Source organism: Thermobacillus xylanilyticus, from assembly GCF_907165215.1.
Taxonomy (GTDB): Bacteria; Bacillota; Bacilli; order Paenibacillales; family Paenibacillaceae; genus Thermobacillus; species Thermobacillus xylanilyticus.
Genome location: NZ_CAJRAY010000085.1, coordinates 32,031 through 55,586, shown reverse-complemented (window position 1 = coordinate 55,586; position 23,556 = coordinate 32,031). Strand labels below are relative to the sequence as shown.

The following is a 23,556-nucleotide window of genomic DNA, read 5'->3' as shown; positions in this document are numbered from 1 at the left end:
TTCACACCACTTTCAAAGTCAGACTCATCGTATGGTTGGTACCGTCGAACCGGTGCTTCACTTCATCGACCATCATCTGCTGGTTGATACCGAGCGACTCGATGACAATCGGCAAATACATGCCGGACCGCACCCGGATATCCCCGATGGCGTCCAGCTTGAGCGTCCGTTGCTCGCGGTTTTTCAATTTCATCATTCGATCCAGCATCTCACCGATTTGGGCAGCGTTCATATTTTCGTCCACACTCTCGTACAACTGAAGCACGCCCCACTTGGCGATGTTTACGCTGTCCTGGGCCATGTAGATTTCCCGCCGTCCGGTTTGCTGGTTGTCGCGGTACAATTTGATCCGGTTGTAGGTGTCGGAATCAATGTCCCGGGTATGTTCGAACCCGGTCATCAGACTGCCGTCGCCGACGTAGATGCCGGCATCAAACGATCGTACATCCCGGAGCGACAGTTCACCGAAATCGTCGAAGAACACGTAAAACTGCCCGGTCGCCGACATGGTAAGGGTGATCGCTTTCTCGATGATATCGAGCAGCGTCTGCCCGTCCTCGATCATGGACGGAATTTTGTAACCGGTGTCGTCAATGCGGCCGGTTTTCAGTTCGAATTTCTTGGCGATCTCGCGGATGATGTCTCCGATGGTTTGGTTTTTGAACACGAACGTGTCCTTGTTCAGCAAATATCGAACCTGATCGTACGCCTTGATGCCGATCTCGGCATCCTGGTTCAGGTCGATGCTGAACACGTAGCCGTAGAACACGTTGACATCATCTTTCGTTACCCGTATGATGTCGCCGTTATTGACCGCAAACGTCCGATCCTGAAAAATGGCGCTGCCGATCAGGGTGAACTCGAAGCTCGCCGGCCGCCCGACGCGCGAAGTCGTCCAGCTGATATCCGAAACAATCTCGGAGATATCCCAGATCCGGCCTTGCTTGTTGTCAAGGAGAATCCTAAGCAACGTTACCGCCCCCCGAGGGCAGCTTCAGCACCATCCCGACCGGCAGCGATTTGAGCTGCGCGTCGCTGATGCCGTTCAGCTTCTGAATCTCGCGCCAGCGCGATCCGTCGCCAAGCATTTTCTGCGCCACTTTCCACAGGCTGTCCCCCGCAACCAGCGTGTAAGTGGACGGCGGCACGCGTTCATCCGGCCGGCCCATTTTCGCCTTCTGCAGCGCAACCTCGCCGTTCGCCTGCTCGATCACCGTCGTCTTCCGTGCGGCGTAGAAACGGTATTCTTTCAGACGAAGCGAATACGAAATATCGCCGGGTGATCCGGCGACTTCCTTCCATTCGAAACTTTCAATGCTGGCGGCCGTGTTGATCTCCGAAATGGTCTCTCCCGAAGTGCCGGCATACCGGTTGCTGCCGACAAACACGAACCGGATGGGCCGCTTCGTCTCCCACCATTTCATGATTTTGCGCACATAGACCATTGGCGGCAGAACTTCGACCGCCGTGATGTACGGATGCACGCTCGTATCCGGATCCAAACCCGATTTCGGATCCGGCTTCGGATTCGGATGCGGCGGGTATGCGGGAAAGAAACTTTCGATCGTGTACTCTGCCAGTTCGCGGTCTTTGATCACGCTGATCTTGCCGAGGCCGGCTACTTCATGCCCCGCGCTGTCGCCACCGATGCTCGTGTTGAGCTCAGCGGGAAGCACGGGCAGTTCAAAGCCGTCCTCCTGGTTGTTCCAACTCAGCCATATGCCGCAACGGTCAACCAAGGCCATACACCCCCTGCGCCGAAGACGCGATTTGCTCGGTGAGCGACTGTTCAATACGCGAGATAATCGTATCTACATCGTAGCCATTGCGAATATCCCCTGTCTGCACGTTCACCGTCGGCGTGAGCGATACGAAATTCTGGATCGCGTTCATCTCCGCCAGCTCGCGCATCATCTTCAGATCTTCGCTGGAGATGTCGACGGTGTCGTTGATGCGGCCGACTTCATTCACTTTGTTGATGTTAGGCTGATTTGTCGGCCATTCAGACGGTTCCTTCTGCCACTTGGAATAGTCAGTCTCCTGTTCTTCCTTTGCTTGCCATTCGGCATCTTCGAGGGCACGTTTGGCCGCGCGATCAGCAAAGAAATCTTTAATTTTCTGTTCGCGCTCCGCCTCGTTTCGCGCCGCCCGATCTATGGCGTCAATCTTATTTTGAGTAACCCTATCCTGGAAATCTTGAAGGTCTTGAGCAATATCCTGAAAGTCAAAGTTGACACTCAGTTGATATGAAGTCCCGAAGATGTTGTTGATATATCCGAGCACATGATTGATTCCGCCTATGATACCATTGATGGCATTCTCGACAAGATTCCCAATCTGTATTGCCCATTGCACGAACGGTTGAACCAACCATTCGGCAACCTGCCAGAAGAAGGCGACTGCCCGGTCGAAAAAGTTGAGGATACCGTACCAAGCCCTGAGCATGTTTTCCGCAAACGCATCGTTCGTCCTCCACAGGTGGGCAATCCACATTACCAGAGCTGTGATGATACCGATCATCGCTGCGACGGCCATGACGATCAAGCCTATCGGGTTGGCTGAGAGAGCAGCATTCAGCACCCACTGGGCGATTGTCCAGGCTCCGACGGCTGCGACAACGCCCCAGAGAATGGGTTCAAAAACAGACCAGTTATTGATAATGAAAGATGCAACCATTGCGATTCCTTCAATAAGTTGTCCGACAAAGGTTGCCGCCACTTGGAACGCCTGACCGATCTCTGAAACCAACCGCTGTCCTTTCTCGCTGTTCAATAATTGGCTCACACGTTCAATGACCGGACCAAAGGCTTCAACCGCAGAATTGGAGATATCGTTCCAAAGATCTCCAAATGTATTGGGCAATCCTTCAAACTTTCTGTTGATTTCATCCGCCGCGTAGAACAGGGCGCCCTTGAGAATGTCCGAGGTAATCAATCCTTCGGCTGACAATGCGATCAATTCTTCTTTCGATTTACCGGTGAACGATGCGATCGCATCGGCCAGCATAGGTGCTTTGTCCATAATCATCTGGAAGTCGTTTCCTTGAAGTCCGCCCATCGACATCGCTTGAACCAGCATATCCATTCCGGCTTGCTGCTCCATGGCGCCGGCACCGCCCAAGCGGAACGCTTTCTGTGAAAGCTCCGTAAATGCGATGATTTCATCGTTGCCCGAAAATGCTTGGGGCGCCGACAGTCCCAATTTCGTGATATGTTCCGCCATGTCCAAATAGCGCCCACGTGAACGATCGGCTGCCGCCAAAATTTTGGATTGCAGTTCTTTGTCCGACTGTGAGCCATCGTTAATTGCGCTTACGCGAGTAAGAGAGTTCATGTAATTATCGCTGAATGCCATAGCCGACTTGAAGTTTTGAGCCGAAAACAAGTTGGATAACCCGCGTTTCATCATCGAAGACAGGCTATTGAAGACTTTCTGTCCGAAATCGACCCATCGATTGGCTTTTGCATTCTGATTCAAAAACTGACCCTGTTGACCCGAAGCTCTTTGAACGGATTGTGTATATCTGTTGACTTGCTGCATATTCGATCTGAGCGTGTTTGACAAGGTCACCAGATGTCTCATCGGAGGAGCGAGACGATTGAGCGCTGGCCTTCCGGACATTGCTTGCCTGCTGAATTGTCTCATATGGGAAGACGCTCGCATTGTCAAATCTCTTATCCGGCTCAAGACATCCCTGATTTGTCTTACTGCGGTGATAACCCTCTGCAAGCTGTTCAAAAATGTCCTGGTTGCACGATTGAGGTCACCGAAGCTCCTGATCAACCGCCTTAAGACTCCCATAATCTGGTTCAATGGTCTTGTCATCTGATTGATCGCTCGCGTGAGCCTTTGCACCTGATTGTTGACTCGTTGCAAGAAACTCGCAGATCTACTGGCATCTCTCAAGTTCGACCTGATTGAGCTTGATAGCGATACCAGGCGATTGAGCGGTGCAGCCTGACCTCTGAGTAATGTTTGACCGGTCGATACCAGCTGATTTAGCTTTTTCTGCTCCGCTGAAACCTTCTGAATGGTCTTGATGATCTTCTCAAAATTCTTGATCATCCGTTGCTGACTGTTCAGTGCTTTACTCGACAATACGTTGATTTTTGAGGCCTTGGTCATTGCTTTGGTCAACTTTTCCGTTGCCTTTGTCATCTTTTCGATTTGCTTGGTCGCTTCTTCGGCGGATTTGCCGGCTGCTTCCAACAGTTTGACCGTCGAATCAACAGTTGCCACATCCCAGCCCTCCTTTCACACTACTTCCGCTTCTTCCTCATCGCCCGCTTCTCCGCCGCGATTCGCTCGTCGATGCAGGCGATGATGAACGCCTTCTCCTCCCGGGGCAGATTCACGAACTGGCTCGGGAGGATGTGAAGCTTGTGGAGGGCGTAGTAAGCGTAGTTCGCTTCACTATCGCCCTCCCGGATCAGTTTTTTGCCTCTTCCACGAGCTCGTCCATCTCGACGTCGAAGCCGCTCAGCTCCTGGATCTTCTGTGCGAGCGTCGCGACTTCGCCGGCGAGCAGCACCTTCTGGACGTACTCTTCCGGCGTATGGCAGCCGAGCTTGCGGATGCTTGCCGCATCCTTGAAGTCCGGAACCAGCGTGTGGTGGACGACGACCTGGAGATTAAATTTCTGCGCGTCGAACTCGACCTTGCGGCCCTTCTTGATCTGCATCGCGCTGCGCCGGATGTCGTCGAACTCCCGGCTTGTCATCGCCTTGATTTTGAATTTCAGCAAGTTGCCCTTCTCATCCTTGAAGCGCGGCGAGACCACCACTTCTTCGGTCAGGTTGTCGATCGGGTTGTTGTTCAGAAATTCCTGCAGGTTCATGGCGAGAATCCTCCCTCAAATTTTGGATGAAAGAGGGCGCCCATCAGGCGCCCGTAATCGTGCGGAACTCGTCGAGCAGTTCGACGTCGCTGAACGTGAACGGCATCTCTTCTTCGAGCATGTCGTCGCTGGACGCGTCGAACTTCGCGATAATGACGCTGTCCAGGTTGCAGTTTTTCAGCATGACCGACTGCTTGCCGGCGCTGGACTGCGGATCTTCGTTCACGACGTACAGGTCGAACCAGAAGTCGCGGCCGGTCTTGATGTAGTCGAGCATGAGGCGCCGGAACACCGACGTCACATAGTAGATCGTCAGCGTGCCGCTGCCCGACCAGCCCGCCGCCCGCTGCGGCGTGTTCGTGCGGCCGAGGACCGGCACATCGACCTTGTTCTTCTCGATCGTGGCCTCCAGCGACTTCGCATAGAAGAGCTCTTCCTGGCGGCCGTTGATTTTGATGTAGGCATAAGCCTGCTTGCCGGAAATCGCGTCACCTTCACGGAAAATCATTTCGCGTCACCTCTTACCGGACCGTCACGGTCATGTAGATTTTTTCGATTGAATCGACCGGCTGCACCCATTGATTCACGACGACGGAATCCGAATCCGCGCCCGGCAGCACTTCGATGTCCGTCTGCGGGTCGAAGTTCTGCACCGCGCCGATGTTCTGATACTGGCTTGTGATGTTGATGCACTCGGATTTGAAAAGATTCCGGCCGTCCGCGTTGTTCGGCACCTTGCCGATGTAGCTTGCGCTGAACACCCGCATGTAGTCGTTGCCGATGCCGTCGAGCGCCCGCAGGACGCGGTTCTTGCTGAACGCCTTGCCCTTGTCCGGCGTGAACGTCTTCAGCGTGTTGATGTCCTGCTCCACGACCGCACGGCCGTCGATGCCCGTGAACACGAACTCGCCGTTCTGCAGCGCGGCGATGATCTGGCTGTTCGTGTACCGCGGCGAAGCGTCCACGGCGCCGTCGTAGGCCGTGTAGGTCAGCGATTCGTTCGGCGCGGCGCCAGCCGTTGCCCCGGCCACCCATGCGACGGCCTGCGCGGCCGTGAGCGTCGTGCCGTCCGCCAGCACCACGCCGTTCTTCACGCTGATGACGCCTTCGTAGTCGGCCGTCGGGTAGTTCTCCATCACGACCTGGATCTTCTTGCCTTCTTCATCGCGCAGCCGTTTCGCGAACGCGGCGAATACGCCCTTCACCGACGGGTCGGTCGCCGTCAGGCCGATCGTGTGGAAATCTTGCACCTCGATCGCTTCGAGATAGTCGAGGTAATCCTGCGCCGTCGCGGCGCCGTCCGCGCCGCCGGTCAGCGGAATGCCGGCCGAAGGCGTCAGCAGGCCGCTGCCCGACCAGGTCACCCAGTCGTTGTCTTCGAGGTCTTCGACCTCCTGCACGGCCTCCTGGTAATCGACTTCCGCGCCGTCCACCAGCGTCTGCACGTCGAATTTGTCCGGATCATCCACATTCGTCGAAATGACGACGGTGATGTCGTTCCCCCTGACGCCGCCGTATTTGGCCGTAATCGTCAGGTTCACGCCGTCCGTGCCCGTTGCCTGCGTGCCGGCGTTGAGCCGGTACAGCAGCACCGTGCGGGCGCGCTTCAGCGCCTCGCGCACCGGCAGCAGCTGCGGCGCCGTGATCGGGTACCCGAGCGTCGCGAACGTGTCGTCGCCGGCTTCCATCGCGATCACCTGTTTCGCCGGTCCCCAGGACAGCGGAAGCGGCAGACTGACGATGCCGCGCTCTCCCATTGCGCCGGCGGCCTTCGCCTCCGATTTGAAGTTGATATAGACGCCGGGGCGCGTCTTGTTCTGCGAAATCCAGTTTCCACCTGCCATGTTTACTTCACCTTCCTGCTTGCAAATTTGTCGATCAGCTTGCGCGCTTGATCGAGGGTGTACGTTTCGTCGTCACGAAGCAGCGTGCGGAGCACGTCTTTCTGTACCGGAGCGATTTTCAGCGAACGCAAGATTTGCGTTTTGCTGAATTTCGGCGCCGTCTCGTTCTTCACTTGACTCCCTCCTTCAGATCGAGCGTCTGCATGGCCGGATCAGGCTGGACCGGTTTCCAGACGCGGATGCGATACTCGACGGAGAAGTGAAGGATCTGATTCTCAATCCTGAACTTCATTCCCGTCCCGCGCACCGGGCGCCCGGCCGCCTCGATCCATTGCAGCACGTCGGACAGATGGTCCGCCATATCGTACCGGTCCTCGTTTCCCGCATCCGGATCAACATATTGGATGCTGAACGGATACTGCCGCTGGTACCGTCGGCCGAGTTCCTGCACATGGCCGGACTCGAGCAATTGCACGACGAAATACGGCGGGCTCGTCTCTTCCGGCGGTTCCCCGTCCAGAACGGGTACATCCGGGAAACACTCGGCCAGCGCGGCGTGAACCGCCTGGCGGACATCGTTGATCGAAACGTTCTGCGGCTCGCTCATGTCTCCGATTGGATTCACCCCTTTCGCGATGGGCCTCCCGATTCAGTGGGTCACTTCACCGCCGTCACCTCCCGGCCGCGTTCGGCAAGATTTCGGGCCCCACGCTGCGCTGCGAAGGGCCCGCCATTCACGCTTGTCCACTCCCGGAAAAAAACAGCCCCGCCGTCAGCAGGACTTTCCGGTTACGTGATCCTCTTTTTCCGCAAATGGGCATACGTCGGGCACTGCAAGTTGTACGTCATCCGCACGTCATCTGCACGTCATCGGCCCGTCCAAGCGCGTCCTCGACCTTCTTCCGGGCCCGCTCGACGTACTGCTGCACCGTGCGCCGCGACAGTTCCAGCCGCGCGCCGATCTCGGCATACGTGAAACCCTGCGCCATATGCAGCAGCCAGCACGTCAGTTCGCGCTCGGTCATGACGGCCATGCAGTCGAGCAGCTTCTGCCGCTCTTCATCCGTCAGCGGCTCCGTATTCGCCAGCAGTTCCCGGCGGCGATAAATGTCATGCCGCTCGGCCCCCTTCCGGCTCCCCGGCCGCCGGCCCCGGCGCATCCAGTCCAGCGCGTACCGCATATCCGACAGCATGCCGGAAATGGTGCGGGCTTCCTCGGCCTCCACCGGATTGTTGCGGTCCAGCGATTTCTTGTAACGGCTCAGCGCCTTGATGCCGGACGTGTATTCCGCGATCAGTGCCGCGATGCTCATTCGTGATTGTCCCTCCTTTTGGGTGAACGCATTTGCGTTCGCGGTGATTGTCATGATAAACGCTATTGCGTTTAGTGTCAAGACGTGCAATTGCATTTTGAACGCAGTTTCGCATATAATGGCAGTACAACCGAATGTCAGTTCGTTTTTGCTGCCGGGTTGTGTACGAATTCGCGTGCGTGAGGTGTCCAGGTTGGATGCGAAGGCCAAGGTACTCGCAGAGTTGATCGATCGCAGGGGAAGCCGGAGATCGTTCGCCGAATCGATCGGCTTGCCGCCGACGACGCTCCAGTCGATGCTGACCCGTGGAGTCGGCAGGGCGTCCATCGACAACGTCATGAAAGTATGCCGCGCGCTCGGCATTACGGTCGAGCAACTGGAATCCATGGCGCAATCGTGGGAAGAGAATCGCGAGATCGGCACCATCGCCGCGCATCATGACGGGGAAGACTGGACGGAAGAGGAACTGGAGGAGATCGAGCGGTTCAAAGCGTTCGTCCGGATGAAGCGTAAGCAGAGACAGGAGTGAAACCATGCTCTACGACAACCTCATCCGAGAGGCGGAGCAGCATGGCATTGACATCTATGAGAAACCGCTGATGAAAAGAATCAAAGGGCTGTACGCAGACGGCATCGTCTGGATCAATCGCCGCATCCCGACCACGAAGGAGAAAGCGTGCATCCTCGCCGAAGAGCTCGGCCATTATCATACGAGCGCCGGGGATATCCTGGATCAGTCCGACATCCGCAATCGCAAACAGGAGAAGGCCGCCCGGGAGTGGGCGTATGAGCGGCTTGTTCCGTTGGAGAAGATCATCGAGGCGCACCACGCCCGCGTCAGCAGCCGGCATGATTTTGCGGAGTTTCTTGGGGTGACGGAGCCTTTCCTGCAAGCCGCCATCGAGCGGTATCGGGAGAAATATGGCCGTCATACGATTGTGGGGCAGTATGTGATTTGCTTCGATCCGCTCGGTGTGGCGGAAATGTTCGGGTGAATAAAATAAACGAAGCTGCTTCCGCTATTTTGTCGAAAAGCGCCGTTCTCCGGAAAATTAGAGGAAACTTCTTCTTCTATCCTCCCGATTTTCCGGAAAACCGCCAATTTGACCAAAATAGGCGAAGCAGCTTCTTCTATTTTCCCGCCAACGTCCAATTTCCCGAAAATAAGCGCAAAACTTCCGCTATCAGCGGCCGGTTCAACCATCTGCGTCTTGCAGCGCGAAAATTTTCTTCAGCCATTGATGCGCCAGCTCCGGCCACATGGCGATTCCGTCATCCGGCTGCCTCAAGTGCGCGAACCGGGACTGGAACTGATTCACCACTTGCCTTGCATCGGCGCCTTCGGGGACCGGCCCGATCTGATCATACGGGGGCGGCAGCTCCATCCGGTGATCGATCAGATACTGCAAAGCCTCGTAAACCTGCTGCATCGTATAATCCCGGCCATATTCTCCGGACGCCCATTGCCGATTGGCCAAGGACAACCCATGCCTGCCATTGCCGAATACATGAAGCTCAAACGGAACACCGTTTTCCTTGCATGCTTTGGCGAAAAGGAGCGAATTCTCGACAGGCACCGCTTCGTCGGTCGCCGTATGCCACAGAAAGACCGGGGGCGTGCGGCGGGAGACCTGCTTTTCCAGGGACATGTATGCCAGCTCTTCCGCAGTCGCTTCCGGACCCAGCAGCGCCTTGAAAGACCCCTGATGCGCGTATTCTCCGGAACTGATGACCGGATAGCACAGGATGACCGCATCCGGCCGATTGCTGACGCCTTCGTATTCGGGGCTGACCGGCTGAAGCGCTTCTGCGTCATGGTGCACGGCCAGACTTCCGCACAAATGTCCGCCGGCCGAAAATCCGCAGATGGCGACCTTCTCCGGATCAATCCGAAACTCACGGGCTTGCTTCCTCACGAACCTGACCGCTTGGGACAGATCCTTCAGCGGCTGCATTTTCAGAGGCGTTCTCTGCAACAGATTCGTCGTGTAGGTGAGTACGAATACATTGCAGCCTTTGTCGTAAAAGGCCTTGGCCACAATCTCCCCTTCCGTGGGAGAAACGAGGATATACCCGCCGCCCGGTACGACAATAAGCGCGGGCCTGATTTCATCATCTTCGTGGACATAGGTGACGAGATTCGGTACAAAATCGCCTGTTACGGGGTACGTGTATTCTTCTTTGCGCCATAGGGCATGGGTTTTCGTGATCATCGGCAGATCTCCTTTGAATGCGGTTTCCTGAAGAAAAGGATACCATCCCGCCGACTCCGGGAACAGAGAAAATCAACATTTTTATCGGTGCATTTTTCACAAAAAATGACGCGGCCCCCTTCCAAAGGGTGACCGCGCCGGATGTCACGCGCAATGCAGCTGTTTAACCGATCGAGCCTTCCATCTCGAACTTGATCAATCGATTCATCTCGACCGCGTACTCCATCGGCAGCTCCTTCGTGAACGGCTCGATGAAGCCCATGACGATCATCTGCGTCGCTTCCGCTTCGGACAGGCCGCGGCTCATCAGGTAGAAGAGCTGGTCTTCCGATACCTTCGAGACCGTCGCCTCGTGCTCGAGCGTGATGTTGTCGTTCATGATCTCGTTGTACGGGATCGTGTCCGACGTCGACTGGTTGTCGAGAATGAGCGTGTCGCACTTGATGTTCGACTTCGCCCCGTCGGCGTTGCGGCTGAACGACGCGAGACCGCGGTACGTCACCTTGCCGCCGTGCTTCGAAATCGACTTCGAAATGATCGTCGACGTCGTATCCGGCGCGAGGTGGATCATCTTCGCCCCGGCGTCCTGATGCTGGCCTTTGCCTGCAACCGCGATGGACAGGACGCTGCCTTTCGCGCCGCGGCCTTTCAGGATGACGGCCGGATATTTCATCGTCAGCTTGGAGCCGATGTTGCCGTCGACCCATTCCATCGTCGCGTTCTCTTCCGCGACCGCGCGCTTCGTGACGAGGTTGTAAATGTTCGGCGCCCAGTTCTGGATCGTCGTGTAGCGGACGCGCGCATCCTTCTTCACGATGATCTCGACGACGGCGCTGTGCAGCGAGTTCGTGCTGTAGATCGGCGCCGTGCAGCCTTCGACGTAGTGGACGAAGCTGCCCTCGTCGGCGATGATGAGCGTCCGTTCGAACTGCCCCATGTTCTCCGAGTTGATCCGGAAGTACGCCTGCAGCGGAATTTCGCACTTCACGCCCGGCGGGACGTAGATGAAGCTGCCGCCGGACCAGACAGCGCTGTTCAGCGCGGCGAACTTGTTGTCCGTCGGCGGAACGACCGTGCCGAAGTACTCCTTGAAGATCTCCGGATGCTCCTTCAGCGCGGTGTCGGTGTCCATGAAGATGACGCCCTGCTTCGCCAGATCTTCACGCATGTTGTGGTAGACGACTTCCGACTCGTACTGGGCGGATACGCCCGCGAGGAACTTCTGTTCCGCCTCGGGAATGCCCAGCTTGTCGAACGTCTCCTTGATTTCGGCCGGCACTTCTTCCCAAGTGCGGCCCTGTTTCTCGGACGGCTTGACGTAGTATTGGATATCGTCGAAATCGAGTTCGTCCAGATCGCCGCCCCAGCGCGGGACCGGCATCTTGTTGAACTGCTCCAGCGCCTTCAGGCGGAACTCGAGCATCCATTCCGGCTCGCCCTTCATCTGCGAGATCGTGCGCACGACGTCCGCCGTAAGCCCTTTGCCCGTCTGGAAGACAGCCTTGTGCTCGTCGCGGAAGCCATATTTGTATTCTTCCAACTCCGGCGCCTTCTTCGCCATCGCCCTCAGCCTCCTTCATTCATTCCTTGCCAAAATCAGCCCGATTCTCAAAAACCGTGCCTTCCAGCCACCCGTCAGCCCTGCCGCCCGGCTTCGATGCCTTTGCGCAGCGCGTTCCAGGCGAGCGTCGCGCATTTGATCCGCGCGGGGAACTTGCTGACGCCCGAAAGCGCCTCGAGATCTTCGTACTCCTCGAATTCGACGGGCTGCCCCTGCATCAGGGCGCTGAACTTCTCCGCCAGACCGAGCGCTTCGTCCAGCGTCTTGCCGCGGATCGCATCCGTCATCATCGAGGCCGAAGACATGCTGATCGAACAGCCTTCTCCCGTATATTTCGCCTGCTTGACGACGCCGTCTTCCACCCGCAGCTGCAGCTGGATCCGGTCGCCGCAAGTCGGATTGTTCAGATTGACCGTCACGGAGTCTTCGTCCATCGTGCCGCGGTTGCGGGGATTTTTGTAGTGATCCATGATGACCCTTCGATACAGTTCATCCAATTGCATGTCCGAAGAACTCCTTTGCCTTGATTAGCGCCGCGGCCAGCCGTTCCACATCTTCCTCGGTGTTGTAGAGATAGAAGCTGGCGCGGGCGGTCGCCGTCACCTCGAGCTTGCGCATGAGCGGCTGGCAGCAATGGTGCCCCGCACGGATCGCGACGCCTTCCGTGTCGAGGACCGTGGCCACGTCATGCGGATGGACATCGTCCAGGTTGAACGTCACGAGGCAGACGCGGCCTTCGCGCGGGCCGTACAGCGTGACGCCTTCGATCTCGGACAGACGGTCGTAGGCGTAGCGGGCAAGCGCCTCGCTGTGGCGGTCGATGTTGTCCATCCCGATCTCCGTCAGGAAATCGATCGCCGCCGCCAGGCCGACCGCGCCCGCGATGATCGGCGTGCCGCCCTCGAACCGCCAAGGCGCTTCCTTCCACGTCGCGTCGTAATAATCGACGTGCTCGATCATCTCGCCGCCGTACTCGACCGGTTCCATCTGTTCGAGCAGTTCCCGTTTCCCATAGAGTACCCCGATTCCGGTCGGACCGCACATCTTGTGACCCGAGAATGCGTAAAAATCGCAATCAAGATCCCGTACGTCCACCTTCATGTGCGGCGCCGACTGCGCACCGTCGACGACCATGACCGCGCCGCGCTTGTGCGCCAGCGCCGCGATTTCCTTCACCGGGTTGACGACGCCGAGCACGTTCGAAACGTGGGTGACGGAGACGATCTTCGTCCGGTCCGTCAGCGTCGCCTCGACGTCCGACAGCCGGATCGTGCCGTCCGGCTGCATCGGAATGTAGCGCAGCACCGCGCCCGTCGCCTTCGCCGCCTGCTGCCACGGAATCAGGTTCGCGTGATGCTCCATCGGCGTGAGCACGATCTCGTCGCCTTCGCGCAGCGCGGCGCGTGCCCAGGAGCGGGCGACGATGTTCAGCGCCGTCGTCGTGCCGCGCGTGAACACGATTTCCCGCTCGCTGGCCGCGTTCAGGAACTTCGCGACCTTCGCCCGCGCCCCTTCATAGGCGTCGGTCGCGCGGGATGCAAGCGTATGGACGCCGCGGTGCACGTTCGCGTTGTCGTGCTCGTAATAGCGCACGATCGCGTCGATGACGCTGCGCGGCTTCTGCGAGGACGCCGCGTTGTCCAGGTAAACGAGCGGATGCCCGTTCACCTGCTGGTCCAGGATCGGAAACTGCTTGCGAAGCTCGAGCGGGTTCATGCGTTCAGCTTCCCTTCGATCATCCGCTCGAGTTCCTCGCGCACCGCTTCGATCGGCACTTCGGACACGATCGGCTCCAGGAAGCCGCGGATGATGAGCCGTTCCGCCACTTCACGGTCAATGCCGCGCGACATCAGATAGTAGAGCTGCTCCTCGTTCACCCGGCCGACGCTCGCGGCGTGGTCCGCCTTGACGTCGTCTTCGTCGATGAGCAGGATCGGGTTCGCGTCGCCGCGCGCCTTCGGGCTCAGCATGAGCACCCGTTCAGTCTGATGGCCGTTCGCCTTCGTGGCGCCCTTCTCGATCTTCGTGACGCCGTTGATGATCGCCGTCGCCGAATCGCGCATGACGGCCCGCGTCTCCATCTCGCTCTCCGAGCTGAGACCGTAGTGGACGGCGTGCGTCGTGATGCTCATGTTCTGTGACTGCGTGCCGATCGTGATCAATTTCGAATCGGACGTGGAGCCGTTGCCCTTCAGGTCCGATTTGGTGACCGACAGCGTGTTGCCGTTGTTCAGATCGCCGATGATCCATTCGATCCGCGCGTCGTTCGCCAGCGTCGCGCGGCGGATCGACAGATCCGTGACACTCTCCGGCAGATGGTGGATCGACGCGAACCGCACCAGCGCGCCGGGGCCGGCGACGACTTCGACCACGGCATGATGCACGGCGACGGCCGACCGGCCGGCGCCGCTCGCCAGCACGCGGTCGACATAGGACACGCGGCTGTTCGCGTCGGCCACGATCAGAACATGCGGCGCGAAAGCCGCTTCCGCATCGTCCAGGTAAAGAACAGCCTGCAGCGGCACTTCCACTTCGACATTTTTCGGCACATACACGAAGACGCCGCCGTTCCAGAGCGCCGCGTGCAGCGCGGTCAGCTTGTCTTCATCCGCCTTGACGACGCTGAACAGATGCTTCTTCACGAGATCGCCGTGTTCGCGGACGGCCGTCTCCAGATCGGTAAAAATAACGCCTTTCGCTTTCCACTCTTCCGCCAGGTTGCGGTACGCGGCGCCGGAATTGCGCTGTACGACAAGATTCGCGGCATCCTGCGGCAGCGAAGCGCGGATCTCTTCCGGCAGCTGCGACAAATCTCCCGCAAGTTCGGGATGCCTGTCGACGCCGAACGCCGTCAGTTTCCAGCGGTCGATGCGCATTTTCTCGGGTCTGGGCCATTCCAGCGTGCCGGCCAGCGCAGCCGCTTCTTTCCGGATGTCGGTCAGCCAGCCGGGCTCGCCTCTGCCCTGGGACAAAGCTTCGATATTTTCACGGCTTACCGGAGCATTCAGTTGCGTACTCATGTCGTGTCAACGCCCCTCTCCGCTCAGGCTTGACCGACGGTCTCGTCGACGATGCCCAGCTCTTCCTTGATCCAGTCGTAACCTTCGGCTTCGAGGCGCTCGGCCAGTTCCGGACCGCCCGACTTCACGATGCGTCCCTGCATCATGACGTGGACGAAATCCGGCTTGATGTAGTTCAGCAGCCGCTGATAGTGCGTGATGATCAGGAAGCCGCGGTCTTCCGAACGCATGCTGTTGACGCCGCTCGCGACGATCTTCAGCGCGTCGATGTCGAGACCCGAGTCGACTTCGTCGAGGATGACGATCTTCGGCTCGAGCATCATCATCTGCAGAATTTCGTTCCGCTTCTTCTCGCCGCCCGAGAACCCTTCGTTCAGATAGCGGTGGGCGAACTCCGGATTCATCTCGAGCTCTTTCATCTTCGCTTCGAGCTGGCGGATGAACTTGATGAGCGAAATTTCGTTGCCTTCGCCGCGGCGCGCGTTGATCGCGCTGCGCAGGAAGTCCGCGTTCGTCACGCCCGTGATTTCGCTCGGATATTGCATCGCGAGGAACAGGCCCGCGCGCGCCCGCTCGTCGACTTCCATCTCGAGCAGATTCTCGCCGTCGAGCAGCACTTCGCCTTCCGTCACCTCATATTTCGGATGCCCCATGAGCGCCGACGCGAGCGTGCTCTTGCCCGTGCCGTTCGGACCCATGATGGCATGGATCTCGCCGCCGCGGATGTCGATGTCGATGCCTTTCAGAATTTCCTTGCCTTCGATCGACGCCCGCAGTCCTTTTACCGTGAATCGAGTCGCCATGTATGGTGTCTCCTTCCGCATTGATCTGTATTGAAAGGTGATTATCAATGATAATCGCCATGTAATTTAAAATTATTCTAATATATTTCCCGGCGCAACGCAACAAACGCCGGCCCGGTCCCGTCAGCTTCCCTGACAGTCCGCCGCCCCGGCCGTGCGGCAACCCGCCGGATCAGGCCAGCGCGTTCAAAATTTCCGCTTCCCGCCACAGAAATTCCTCATCCGACAGCACGGGACGGAACCCGGCGTCCGCCGCGTCATCCTCGAGCTTCACCCAGGATTTGCATCCGGCATACGACTCCCGGTGCGGGATCGCGACAGGCTCTTCAGCCGCATGGACGCGAAGGATGAGCACATGGAGCGGTTTTGTCCGCTTCCATTTCAGCCGTTCGTCCGCAAACGCGCCGGTCCAGATGTGAAAACGGTCGAGTTTCGCCAGCGTTTCCGCATCGGTCACCTCGATGTCGCGCACCGCCTCCGCCCACGCCTTCAGGAGCAGCCGGCCTCCCGCCGCTTCGCGCTCGGCCAGCGTGCGGCCGATCAGCGGCCGGAATTCTTCCTTCAGCAGATGCTCCCGCTGATGCTCGTAGGTCGGCAGCAGCCAGAACCGCGGCGCGGCGAGCTGGAAATCCCGCGTCTCCTCGGCGATTCCGCCCTTGCGCATCAGGATCAGCTGCCGCCCGCAGACAAGCGCATCAATCGCCGATGCCCATTCTTTCAACGCGGTGCCGTCCCGCACGCCGGCAAGCCGCGTCACGTTACCGTCCATTGCCCGGCATCCCCCCGATCCATGCTGAGTCTTCATTATACCAGATACCGGCGCCCGATTGCGAACATCCGGGGCATGTTTACTCCAATCCCTTTTTCCCCTGGATCCAAAACGGCTTGACCTTGACCTGTTTGCCGCTCCATCCCAAACTCTTCAGATATTTATAAAGCAATTTGCACATTTCGCCGTCACCCGCGACATAAATGGCGGTTTTGCCGGCGTGGCGGGGCAGTGCGGCTTCTACCGCGGATATAACCGTTTGATCTTGATGCGGCCCGCCTGCAATGAACTGAAAGGGGGACTCACCGTCGAGATCCGGGAAAAAATCGGCTTGATCCCGGCCAAAAATCAAACCGGATACGCGTTCCGGATACCGGAAAAACCGGCGCAGACCGTACAGATGGCCCAGAGCGGAAATATCGCCGATCATCACGGCGTCGGCGTCATCCTGATGGATGACCAGATTGCTGGCATGCTTCATGAAATAAACGTCGTCGCCCGCCCGCACGTTTTGGATCCAATGCGCTCCGGGACCGTTGGAAAATGTGCACACCGCCAGATCGAGGGTTTGCGTCCGGGCATCGAAATTCCAGACGGAATAGGACCGCACACGATCCCGCAACGGTACTTTCGGATCATCCAGGACAAGAATTCGCAAAAAGTCCTGCGGACGATACGCAAACGATTGAGAACCCTGCAGCCGGATCGTCAATCGATACGTGTGCTCCGCCGCTTTGGTTTTATCGATGACCGTTGCGCGTGTAGCCATGCTTTTCGCCAGCTTGTCAATGATCCCCATCGTCATGCCTTCCTCCCCAACACAGTGTTGTTTATTAATCAGCGTGTTTAGTATAAAATCAAAGCGATAGCCGCAACAACAAGCAATGCCGCCGGTTTTGACGGTTAGACAACAAACCGTGCAAAATTGTCGGGCAAAGGGAGTCGGACGATGGAAAAGAAGCAAGATCTGCGCGTGACCAAGACCCTTGAAGCGATCAGAGACGCATTGATTCAACTGATGGAGGAGAAAGGTTTCGAAGCCATTACAATCAAGGATATTACCGCCAAAGCGCGCATCAACCGCAGCACGTTCTACGCGCATTACCAGGACAAGTACCATTGCTTGTCCAGCCATGAATCCGAATTTATGGAAGGAATCATGGACATTGCGAGAAGACATGCGGCCATCCGCAAGACCGTCGGTGATTCGCTGCCGATTGCCATTGACATTTTTCAATACTTTTACCGGAATCGGGACTTTCTGAAAGTGCTGCTCAGCCCCAAAGGCGATCCCGTTTTTCAATCCCGACTGAAACAGGCAATGTGGGACCAATTATATGAAAGAACGGCCGCATCGCGGACCCGCCCGAATCGGACGCCGATTTCGCCCGAGCATGTTGCCTCTTACATTTCCGGCGCTCATTTGAGCGTGATCCAATATTGGTTGAATAACGGCTGCAGGGAATCCCCGGAGGACATGGCCAAGGTGTTGTCCTTGCTTACGGCCAAAGGTCCCCTTCAAGCGGCCGGACTGATGGAGACCGACTGACGCCGTACCGGGAAGCGCGGCGCCGGCATGTACCGTCCGGCTGACCGGCCTGAACGTCGATTCATAACCGCGAATTCCCTGCAAACGAAGCAATAGAGGGTATTCCAATCAGATTAAAACTTCTTTATACTATCTAGGGATAATGTCACTATTGAAGGCAACGCCACGGAGGTGCCGCAATTGTCCGAATACCATCCGCTTACCGAATCGGAAGCGATCGAGCTCGCCCGCCGGATTGAAGGCGTCTTCCCGCAGGGAGCCGAGCTGACGTGCCGCGAGATCGGGGACGGCAACCTGAACCTCGTCTTCCATATCCGCGACGAGCAATCGGGCCGCAGCCTCATCGTCAAGCAGGCGCTCCCCTACGCGAAGGTTGTCGGGGAATCCTGGCCGCTGACGCTCGACCGTTCGCGCATCGAGAGCGAGGCGCTGATCCAGGAAGGCCGCCTTGCGCCGGGCCTCGTGCCGAAAGTGTACAAGTACGACCCGGATCTGGCGCTCACCGTCATGGAAGATCTGAGCGACCATATCATCATGCGCAGCGGGCTGATGCAGTGCCGCCGCTATCCGCTGTTCGCCGATCATATCTCGACGTTCCTCGCGAACACGCTGTTCTTCACATCCGATCTCGGCATGAACCAGCAGGAGAAGAAAGTGCAGGCCGGCCGGTTCATCAATCCGGAACTGTGCAAGATCACCGAAGATCTCATCTTCGACGACCCGTACACCGTCTCGTCGAACAACAATTACGACGCGGCGATCGAAGACGAAGCCGAAGCGCTGCGGACCGACGAGAAGCTGCATTTCGAAGTCGCGCTGCTGCGCGAGAAATTTCTGACGCAGGGCCAGGCGCTGCTGCATGGCGACCTGCATACGGGCAGCATCTTCGTCCGCGAAGATTCGACGAAAGTGATCGACCCCGAATTCGCATACTACGGTCCGATGGGCTTCGACATCGGCGCGGTTATCGGCAACCTGCTGCTGAACTACGCCGGCCAGCTCCACTGGAGCGCCGACGAAGCTTCCAGAACGTCGTACCGCGAATATCTGCTGGAGACGGTGAAGAGCATCTGGACGCAGTTCGACCGGAAGTTCCGGGCACATTGGAACGAGAAGAACGTCGACCGGCTCGCCGCGCGGGCGGCCGGCTACCAGGACGACTACATGCGCCGACTGCTGCAGGACTCGATCGGTTACGCCGGGTGCAAAATGGTCCGCCGCATCGTCGGTCTGGCGCACGTCGCCGACATCGACCGCATCCCCGACGCAGCCGTCCGGGAGAAAGCGCAGCGCATCGCGCTCCGCATCGGCAAGGCGTTGATCAAGGGCAATCGCGGCGCCGAATCCATTGACTTCGCAATCGACGCGGCCCGCGAAGCGGCAGCCGCTCTGAAAGGATAATTCATCATGACGACAACCCATCAACCGCTCTCGCCGCTGAACTGGACAGGCTCGCAGCTCGAACTGCTCGATCAGCGGCAGCTTCCCGAACGCATCGAGTATCTGCATCTTGACACGCCGGAAGAAGTATGGGAGGCGATCCGCAGCCTCGCCGTGCGCGGCGCGCCCGCGATCGGCATCGCCGCCGCTTACGGCGTCGTGCTCGGTTCCGCGAAGGCGGTCCAGGGCGGAACGGACGCCTGGCTGGACGCGGTGAAGCGCCACGCCGAATATCTGGCGACATCCCGGCCGACCGCCGTCAACCTGTTCTGGGCGCTCGACCGGATGACCGCGCGCGCCGAAGCGCTTGCGGCAAGCGGCGCCCCGGCGGATAGCTGCCAGGAAGCGCTTGTCCGCGAAGCGGAAGCGATCCACGCCGAAGACATCGAGACGAACCGGCTGATCGGCGAGCATGCGCTCACGCTGCTTGCGGACGGCATGGGCGTGCTCACCCACTGCAACGCCGGCGGCCTGGCAACGGCGAAATACGGCACGGCCCTGGCGCCGTTCTATCTCGCCGCCGAACGCGGCATCAAGCTGCGAGTGTTCGCGGACGAGACGCGCCCCGTGCTGCAGGGCGCGCGCCTGACGGCGTTCGAACTGCATCAGGCCGGCATTGATGTCACGCTCATCTGCGACAACATGGCCGCCGCGGTCATGCGTTCCGGCTGGGTGCAGGCGGTCATCGTCGGCACCGACCGGGTGGCGGCGAACGGCGACGTCGCGAACAAGATCGGCACCTACGGCGTCGCCGTGCTGGCGAAGGCGCACGGCATTCCGTTCTATGTCGCCTGCCCGCTGTCGACGATCGATCTGAACACGCCGACCGGCGCGGAGATTCCGATCGAAGAGCGCCCGGCGGAAGAAATCACCGAAGGGTTCGGCCGCAGGACCGCTCCGCACGGCGTCCGCGTCTACAATCCGGCCTTCGACGTGACGCCAGCCGAGTACGTCGACGCGATCATCACCGAGAAGGGCATCGTGCGTCCGCCTTACGACGTCAACCTGCGCAAACTGTTCGAGACCCGTTGAAGCGGATTACGGTCGTTTCAGGCGCCTCCTGAGCGGCCGTTTTTCATTGCCGGATGTGCAAGAGTCTGAATCCGACCGCAAACAAACAGAAACGGCCGTCCGGTTCAAGAAACGTTCAGGACGGCCGCTATACTGCCGAACGGGTCAGACCATCATCTTCAACGCGTCGGCCCCGCGCATGCCCGGCAGGATGCCGCGCGCTTCGGCCGCTGTCGTCACCGACTCCAGCGGTGCTTCCATCAGCTGCTCGAGCGTGCGCACGCCGACGGCCCTGCCCGCCACGATGCCGCGGTCGCGCAGCCTCTCGTTGAGCAGCGCCACATCCAGTGCGCCACACATGATATATCCGACATCGGTCGTGATAGCCAGGAGCGTCGTTTTCGGCAGAAGGACTTCCACGCCCAGGGCAACGCCTCCTTCAAACGGCATGGGTACCAGCCGGATCATTCCGATCACCCTTTGTCAGGAATTTCTGCAACTCTATTCCTAACCTATTCCCAACGCTCCCGGCCCGTAAGGGCAGGCGTCCTGTCCTTCTTTTCGTTGCTTTTTTTGGGTGAAAATCTATGCCCGCGGACCCATGCGTGATACAATATGATCAGGAAAGGTGAGGGGCGTTAGAGAGATGAAAGTCAAAACTTCGTGGAGAAACCTGTACATTTTCAACGTGGATCTGATGATCGAAAGCGACACGGACGCAACGGCGCTGGAACATCTCGTGTCGGCGCTGAACCGAAGCGGCTTCACGGACTATCGGATCAAATCGGGCATCGAGACCGGAAGTCCCATCCAACAGGCCGCCCAGGGACCGCATCAATCGAACCCGCTTCCGACTCCGGCGGAGCTCGCAAATGGGAAAACGGTCGCAGCAGAATCAGTCTTTCGTCTGGCAGAAGCAAGTGAGCCGTTGGCCCCGTCAACCGGGAACTCCCGGGAAACGGCCGGCGGCAATGCAAAAGGAGCCGCCGATGACGGCGACTCCACGGGCTGCATCGACAAAGCGATGGAACGCATTCGCGGATACATTGCGGGCAACCGGCTGGTCCGGCTCAATGTCAACCGCGGGCGCGGCATCAAGCTGAGCGTGCCTTGCCGCATTATCAATCTTGACGAATCCATGTACACCGTCACGGTGTACCATGTCGACGAGAAGAAAGTTTATACGTTCGGGCTGTTCGAGATCGACGATTTCATCGAGACCTGATCCCGCCGGCCCGCTTCAGTCCGCCCGCCCGCCGGCTTCGCGCAGCAGCGATTCCGCATCCTGCACCGGCACGGGCGGACTGCGATAATACCCCTGGAAACCGTCGCAGCGGTGCGTCTTCAGAAAGTGGAGCTGATCCTCGGACTCCACACCCTCCGCGATGACCGGCAGATTCAAATTGTGCGCCATCGCGATGATGGCCGCGACGATCGCCGCATCGTTCGGATCCTGCCGGATATCGCGGACGAACGAGCGGTCGATCTTCAGACGATGGATCGGGAAATTTTTCAGATGATGAAACGAACTGTACCCGGTGCCGAAGTCGTCGATGCTGATGCGCACGCCGAGTTCCGCCAACTCCAGCAGACAGGCCGTCGCGTATTTCACGTCCATCGTCATGGATTCGGTAATCTCCAGTTCCAGATACTGCGGCTCCAGTCCCGTTTCGGCCAGAATGCGCTCCACCCGCTCCTTCAGGTTGCGCTGCAGAAACTGCCGCATCGACAGATTGACGGACACCGGCACGGCCGGCAGTCCGAGGGACTGCCAGGTTTTGTTCTGCCTGCATGCCTCGGCCAGCACCCAATCGCCCAACTGGACGATCAGGCCGCTCTCCTCCGCGATCGGAATGAACTCTCCCGGCGGAATCATGCCCCGTTCGGGATGCTGCCAGCGAAGCAGCGCCTCCATCCCGATCAGGCGTCCCGTCTCGATCTCGTACTGCGGCTGATAGAACAGCCGGAAATCTCCGCGTGCAAGCGCCAGCTTCATCTCGTGCTGCATCGTCAGCCGCTCGAGCGAGGAATTGTCCGTCTCGCCGGTGTAGAGCATGCAGCCGTTGCGGCCGTTGTCCTTCACCAGGCCGAGCGCAATGTCGGCCTGCTTGATCACCCCGGCCGGATCGCAGCCGGCACTGGCCAGGGCAATGCCGATGCTGGCACTGAGGTGGAACGGATGACCCTGCAGCTCGAACGGCTCTTCCAGAAGCCGGAGCAACAGCTGCGCCCGTTCCAGCGCTTCCGATTCCGAAGCGACGCCGTCGTACAGGACGGCGAACTCGTCGCCCTCCATCCGTGCCGCCAGATCGCTCTCTCCCAGATTGCGCGACAGCCGTTCCGCCACTTGCAGCAGCAGCATGTCGCCGAAATCCCGCCCGAACGAATCGTTCACCAGTTTGAAACGGTCAAGATCCAGGTACAGAACCGCCGCTTTCCGGTCGGACGGACGCGGGCGGGAAAGTGTTTCCGTCAGCGTAGCCATGAACAATCGCCGATTCGGCAGCCCGGTCATGTCGTCGTAGTACGCAAGATAGCGAATCCGTTCCGAGCTGCGCTTCTGCTCCCCGATGTCCTGGATGAGCGCGACGATGCCGGGCTCGCCGCTTTGCAGGGGGCAGGGCGAAAGCAAAAGCCGGATATCCAATTCGTAACCGCTCTTGTGCAGCATGGCCAGTTCGACCTGCCGCCTCTCCCCGGCCGCCGCCGCTTTCAGGCCTTCCATCAGCGCGCTTCGCGAGGCGGGGGGCGCCAGTTCCGGCAGCGAAAACCGGCTCAATTCGACACGTTCATACCCGTATAATTGCAAGGTTTCTTCATTGGCTTCCCGGACATGTCCCTTCGCATCCGCGATGACGATGGGAAACGGAGCGTGTCGGAAAATCGTCTCGCCCGCTTCACGGACAGGCGCGGCTGCCGCGCTTCCCCGTTTCGGGCGTCTGAAGGCGAGGACCGTTGCTGCAGCAAATCCGGTCACTGCCGCCACGGCAGTCGTCCATACGGCCGCCTGTCCCGGCATCAACAGGGGAGCCGCCGCGGCCCATGCGGCAACCGCTCCGCTGATCCAGATCACCGGGGCGGCGGTCGAAGCGGAAGGACCCCGTCGCAGCTTGCCTTCGTGGGCCGGATCATGCAATGCCATTTGCGCGAACCATCCTTCCCGACACGACATGATGCAGATCTATTACACCGCTTG

General features: G+C 58.8%; 25 protein-coding genes. 6 read left to right on the top strand and 19 right to left on the bottom strand.

The annotated features are described in order from the left end of the window. Window position 1: 1 nt before the first annotated feature. From KJQ12_RS16310 to KJQ12_RS16270, 9 genes are all read right to left on the bottom strand, one after another. Window positions 2–970 carry an XkdQ/YqbQ family protein gene (locus KJQ12_RS16310; RefSeq protein WP_213486029.1) on the bottom strand — a complete coding sequence of 323 codons (969 nt, stop codon included), beginning with the start codon at window positions 968–970 and terminating at the stop codon, window positions 2–4. Beyond that, on the bottom strand, window positions 963–1,739 hold the full coding sequence (locus KJQ12_RS16305) for a LysM peptidoglycan-binding domain-containing protein (protein ID WP_244860654.1): 777 nt from the start codon (window positions 1,737–1,739) through the stop codon (window positions 963–965). Before KJQ12_RS16305 ends, KJQ12_RS16310 begins: the two co-directional genes overlap by 8 nt. Continuing rightward, on the bottom strand, window positions 1,732–4,239 hold the full coding sequence (locus KJQ12_RS16300) for a tape measure protein (protein ID WP_213486023.1): 2,508 nt from the start codon (window positions 4,237–4,239) through the stop codon (window positions 1,732–1,734). Before KJQ12_RS16300 ends, KJQ12_RS16305 begins: the two co-directional genes overlap by 8 nt. A 190-nt stretch (window positions 4,240–4,429) precedes the next feature. Next, complete coding sequence (locus KJQ12_RS16295) at window positions 4,430–4,837, bottom strand: phage tail assembly chaperone (protein WP_213486020.1); 408 nt, start codon at window positions 4,835–4,837, stop codon at window positions 4,430–4,432. Window positions 4,838–4,880: 43 nt separating this feature from the next. After that, window positions 4,881–5,345 (bottom strand): phage tail tube protein, encoded by a 465-nt coding sequence (locus KJQ12_RS16290; RefSeq protein WP_213486016.1) that lies wholly within the window; start codon window positions 5,343–5,345, stop codon window positions 4,881–4,883. A 13-nt stretch (window positions 5,346–5,358) separates the two neighbouring features. Continuing rightward, on the bottom strand, window positions 5,359–6,681 hold the full coding sequence (locus KJQ12_RS16285; RefSeq protein WP_213486014.1) for a phage tail sheath family protein: 1,323 nt from the start codon (window positions 6,679–6,681) through the stop codon (window positions 5,359–5,361). A 2-nt stretch (window positions 6,682–6,683) separates the two neighbouring features. Further along, complete coding sequence (locus tag KJQ12_RS16280) at window positions 6,684–6,854, bottom strand: hypothetical protein (RefSeq protein WP_213486012.1); 171 nt, start codon at window positions 6,852–6,854, stop codon at window positions 6,684–6,686. Continuing rightward, complete coding sequence (locus KJQ12_RS16275; protein ID WP_213486010.1) at window positions 6,851–7,288, bottom strand: phage tail terminator family protein; 438 nt, start codon at window positions 7,286–7,288, stop codon at window positions 6,851–6,853. Before KJQ12_RS16275 ends, KJQ12_RS16280 begins: the two co-directional genes overlap by 4 nt. Window positions 7,289–7,526: 238 nt before the next feature. Then, window positions 7,527–7,994: a sigma-70 family RNA polymerase sigma factor gene (locus KJQ12_RS16270; RefSeq protein WP_213486008.1), complete on the bottom strand. Its 468-nt coding sequence runs from the start codon at window positions 7,992–7,994 to the stop codon at window positions 7,527–7,529. A 193-nt stretch (window positions 7,995–8,187) separates the two neighbouring features. Between KJQ12_RS16270 and KJQ12_RS16265 the strand changes: the two genes are divergently transcribed. Together KJQ12_RS16265 and KJQ12_RS16260 are read left to right on the top strand one after the other, a co-directional pair. Further along, window positions 8,188–8,523, top strand: coding sequence for a helix-turn-helix domain-containing protein (locus tag KJQ12_RS16265; RefSeq protein ID WP_213486006.1), 336 nt, complete (start codon window positions 8,188–8,190; stop codon window positions 8,521–8,523). Window positions 8,524–8,527: 4 nt separating this feature from the next. Beyond that, the gene (locus KJQ12_RS16260) at window positions 8,528–8,989 is read left to right on the top strand and encodes an ImmA/IrrE family metallo-endopeptidase (RefSeq protein ID WP_015255491.1); all 462 of its coding nucleotides are present in this window, start codon (window positions 8,528–8,530) and stop codon (window positions 8,987–8,989) included. 201 nt (window positions 8,990–9,190) lie between these two features. Here KJQ12_RS16260 and KJQ12_RS16255 read toward each other — a convergent pair whose 3' ends face one another. The 8 genes from KJQ12_RS16255 to KJQ12_RS16220 all read right to left on the bottom strand — a co-directional run bounded on the left by KJQ12_RS16255 (window position 9,191) and on the right by KJQ12_RS16220 (window position 17,165). Further along, window positions 9,191–10,207: an alpha/beta hydrolase gene (locus tag KJQ12_RS16255; RefSeq protein ID WP_213486003.1), complete on the bottom strand. Its 1,017-nt coding sequence runs from the start codon at window positions 10,205–10,207 to the stop codon at window positions 9,191–9,193. A gap of 163 nt (window positions 10,208–10,370) precedes the next feature. Beyond that, complete coding sequence (sufB, locus tag KJQ12_RS16250; protein WP_015255495.1) at window positions 10,371–11,768, bottom strand: Fe-S cluster assembly protein SufB; 1,398 nt, start codon at window positions 11,766–11,768, stop codon at window positions 10,371–10,373. Between the two features lie 74 nt (window positions 11,769–11,842). Further along, window positions 11,843–12,271: a Fe-S cluster assembly sulfur transfer protein SufU gene (sufU, locus tag KJQ12_RS16245; protein WP_015255496.1), complete on the bottom strand. Its 429-nt coding sequence runs from the start codon at window positions 12,269–12,271 to the stop codon at window positions 11,843–11,845. After that, on the bottom strand, window positions 12,258–13,484 hold the full coding sequence (locus tag KJQ12_RS16240) for a cysteine desulfurase (protein ID WP_213485999.1): 1,227 nt from the start codon (window positions 13,482–13,484) through the stop codon (window positions 12,258–12,260). The genes sufU and KJQ12_RS16240 overlap by 14 nt, the downstream gene beginning before the upstream one ends. After that, window positions 13,481–14,788 carry a Fe-S cluster assembly protein SufD gene (gene sufD, locus KJQ12_RS16235; RefSeq protein ID WP_213485996.1) on the bottom strand — a complete coding sequence of 436 codons (1,308 nt, stop codon included), beginning with the start codon at window positions 14,786–14,788 and terminating at the stop codon, window positions 13,481–13,483. Before sufD ends, KJQ12_RS16240 begins: the two co-directional genes overlap by 4 nt. 23 nt (window positions 14,789–14,811) lie before the next feature. Continuing rightward, window positions 14,812–15,591 (bottom strand): Fe-S cluster assembly ATPase SufC, encoded by a 780-nt coding sequence (gene sufC / locus KJQ12_RS16230; RefSeq protein ID WP_015255499.1) that lies wholly within the window; start codon window positions 15,589–15,591, stop codon window positions 14,812–14,814. Window positions 15,592–15,763: 172 nt separating this feature from the next. Further along, window positions 15,764–16,360 carry a DUF1802 family protein gene (locus tag KJQ12_RS16225; RefSeq protein WP_213485992.1) on the bottom strand — a complete coding sequence of 199 codons (597 nt, stop codon included), beginning with the start codon at window positions 16,358–16,360 and terminating at the stop codon, window positions 15,764–15,766. A 79-nt stretch (window positions 16,361–16,439) separates the two neighbouring features. Next, complete coding sequence (locus KJQ12_RS16220) at window positions 16,440–17,165, bottom strand: siderophore-interacting protein (protein ID WP_213485978.1); 726 nt, start codon at window positions 17,163–17,165, stop codon at window positions 16,440–16,442. A gap of 144 nt (window positions 17,166–17,309) precedes the next feature. Here KJQ12_RS16220 and KJQ12_RS16215 point away from each other — a divergent pair, with 144 nt between their 5' ends. The 3 genes from KJQ12_RS16215 (at window position 17,310) to mtnA (ending at window position 20,381) form a co-directional block, all read left to right on the top strand. Then, window positions 17,310–17,909, top strand: a complete 600-nt coding sequence (locus KJQ12_RS16215; RefSeq protein ID WP_213485972.1) for a TetR/AcrR family transcriptional regulator — start codon at window positions 17,310–17,312, stop codon at window positions 17,907–17,909. Between the two features lie 180 nt (window positions 17,910–18,089). Next, window positions 18,090–19,310 (top strand): S-methyl-5-thioribose kinase, encoded by a 1,221-nt coding sequence (gene mtnK / locus KJQ12_RS16210; protein WP_213485965.1) that lies wholly within the window; start codon window positions 18,090–18,092, stop codon window positions 19,308–19,310. Between the two features lie 6 nt (window positions 19,311–19,316). Beyond that, the gene (gene mtnA, locus KJQ12_RS16205) at window positions 19,317–20,381 is read left to right on the top strand and encodes an S-methyl-5-thioribose-1-phosphate isomerase (RefSeq protein ID WP_213485963.1); all 1,065 of its coding nucleotides are present in this window, start codon (window positions 19,317–19,319) and stop codon (window positions 20,379–20,381) included. Between the two features lie 144 nt (window positions 20,382–20,525). On the opposite strand, the gene KJQ12_RS16200 is transcribed toward mtnA, so the two are convergent. Beyond that, window positions 20,526–20,828 carry a YunC family protein gene (locus KJQ12_RS16200; protein ID WP_213485961.1) on the bottom strand — a complete coding sequence of 101 codons (303 nt, stop codon included), beginning with the start codon at window positions 20,826–20,828 and terminating at the stop codon, window positions 20,526–20,528. A gap of 178 nt (window positions 20,829–21,006) precedes the next feature. On the opposite strand from KJQ12_RS16200, the gene KJQ12_RS16195 reads away from it, so the two are divergent. Beyond that, complete coding sequence (locus tag KJQ12_RS16195; protein ID WP_213485959.1) at window positions 21,007–21,585, top strand: hypothetical protein; 579 nt, start codon at window positions 21,007–21,009, stop codon at window positions 21,583–21,585. A gap of 15 nt (window positions 21,586–21,600) precedes the next feature. On the opposite strand, the gene KJQ12_RS16190 is transcribed toward KJQ12_RS16195, so the two are convergent. Then, window positions 21,601–23,502 (bottom strand): putative bifunctional diguanylate cyclase/phosphodiesterase, encoded by a 1,902-nt coding sequence (locus KJQ12_RS16190; protein WP_213485957.1) that lies wholly within the window; start codon window positions 23,500–23,502, stop codon window positions 21,601–21,603. Between the last annotated feature and the right edge of the window lie 54 nt (window positions 23,503–23,556).

What these genes read in the sequence shown, in the direction of transcription:
- KJQ12_RS16295 (WP_213486020.1), bottom strand. Translation starts at nt 4,837, where the DNA reads ATGAACCTGCAGGAATTTCTGAACAACAACCCGATCGACAACCTGACC.
- KJQ12_RS16290 (WP_213486016.1), bottom strand. Translation starts at nt 5,345, where the DNA reads ATGATTTTCCGTGAAGGTGACGCGATTTCCGGCAAGCAGGCTTATGCC.
- KJQ12_RS16285 (WP_213486014.1), bottom strand. Translation starts at nt 6,681, where the DNA reads ATGGCAGGTGGAAACTGGATTTCGCAGAACAAGACGCGCCCCGGCGTC.
- KJQ12_RS16275 (WP_213486010.1), bottom strand. Translation starts at nt 7,288, where the DNA reads ATGAGCGAGCCGCAGAACGTTTCGATCAACGATGTCCGCCAGGCGGTT.
- KJQ12_RS16270 (WP_213486008.1), bottom strand. Translation starts at nt 7,994, where the DNA reads ATGAGCATCGCGGCACTGATCGCGGAATACACGTCCGGCATCAAGGCG.
- KJQ12_RS16260 (WP_015255491.1), top strand. Translation starts at nt 8,528, where the DNA reads ATGCTCTACGACAACCTCATCCGAGAGGCGGAGCAGCATGGCATTGAC.
- KJQ12_RS16255 (WP_213486003.1), bottom strand. Translation starts at nt 10,207, where the DNA reads ATGATCACGAAAACCCATGCCCTATGGCGCAAAGAAGAATACACGTAC.
- sufB (WP_015255495.1), bottom strand. Translation starts at nt 11,768, where the DNA reads ATGGCGAAGAAGGCGCCGGAGTTGGAAGAATACAAATATGGCTTCCGC.
- sufU (WP_015255496.1), bottom strand. Translation starts at nt 12,271, where the DNA reads ATGCAATTGGATGAACTGTATCGAAGGGTCATCATGGATCACTACAAA.
- KJQ12_RS16240 (WP_213485999.1), bottom strand. Translation starts at nt 13,484, where the DNA reads ATGAACCCGCTCGAGCTTCGCAAGCAGTTTCCGATCCTGGACCAGCAG.
- sufD (WP_213485996.1), bottom strand. Translation starts at nt 14,788, where the DNA reads ATGAGTACGCAACTGAATGCTCCGGTAAGCCGTGAAAATATCGAAGCT.
- sufC (WP_015255499.1), bottom strand. Translation starts at nt 15,591, where the DNA reads ATGGCGACTCGATTCACGGTAAAAGGACTGCGGGCGTCGATCGAAGGC.
- KJQ12_RS16225 (WP_213485992.1), bottom strand. Translation starts at nt 16,360, where the DNA reads ATGGACGGTAACGTGACGCGGCTTGCCGGCGTGCGGGACGGCACCGCG.
- KJQ12_RS16220 (WP_213485978.1), bottom strand. Translation starts at nt 17,165, where the DNA reads ATGACGATGGGGATCATTGACAAGCTGGCGAAAAGCATGGCTACACGC.
- KJQ12_RS16215 (WP_213485972.1), top strand. Translation starts at nt 17,310, where the DNA reads ATGGAAAAGAAGCAAGATCTGCGCGTGACCAAGACCCTTGAAGCGATC.
- mtnA (WP_213485963.1), top strand. Translation starts at nt 19,317, where the DNA reads ATGACGACAACCCATCAACCGCTCTCGCCGCTGAACTGGACAGGCTCG.
- KJQ12_RS16200 (WP_213485961.1), bottom strand. Translation starts at nt 20,828, where the DNA reads ATGATCCGGCTGGTACCCATGCCGTTTGAAGGAGGCGTTGCCCTGGGC.
- KJQ12_RS16195 (WP_213485959.1), top strand. Translation starts at nt 21,007, where the DNA reads ATGAAAGTCAAAACTTCGTGGAGAAACCTGTACATTTTCAACGTGGAT.
- KJQ12_RS16190 (WP_213485957.1), bottom strand. Translation starts at nt 23,502, where the DNA reads ATGGCATTGCATGATCCGGCCCACGAAGGCAAGCTGCGACGGGGTCCT.